Source organism: Shewanella sp. T24-MNA-CIBAN-0130, from assembly GCF_040310185.1.
Lineage (GTDB): Bacteria > Pseudomonadota > Gammaproteobacteria > Enterobacterales > Shewanellaceae > Shewanella > Shewanella psychromarinicola.
This window is the reverse complement of record NZ_JBEOPP010000256.1, coordinates 1-280: the sequence shown is the minus strand read 5'-3', so window position 1 is coordinate 280 and position 280 is coordinate 1. Positions and strand designations below refer to the sequence as shown.

1 protein-coding gene is annotated in these 280 nt (G+C 45.0%); it reads left to right on the top strand.

Features of this window, described 5'->3' with window-relative positions; all coding sequences use genetic code 11:
• Positions 1 to 280 (top strand): Na+/H+ antiporter NhaA (locus AAEZ02_RS22295; protein ID WP_351125196.1); only part of this gene is annotated, 280 nt, incomplete at both ends.

Here is a 280-nt window from a genome sequence, read left to right as displayed (position 1 = left end):
CCCCTGCGTCGTTGGGAAGATGTACTGCATTTACCTGTAGCACTCTTCATCTTACCGCTGTTTGCGTTGACTAATGCTGGCGTAGTGTTTAGTTTTAGTTCGTTTATCGACAGCCTCCAATACCCAGTTGGATTAGGGATTATTTTTGGCCTTGTAGTCGGTAAATTTATTGGCATTTCCGGCGCGTGCTGGTTGGGCCTGCACTACAAAATAGGTAAATTACCCAAGGGAGTTAATATTCAACACATTATTGGTGCTTCACTGATAGCCGGGATAGGCT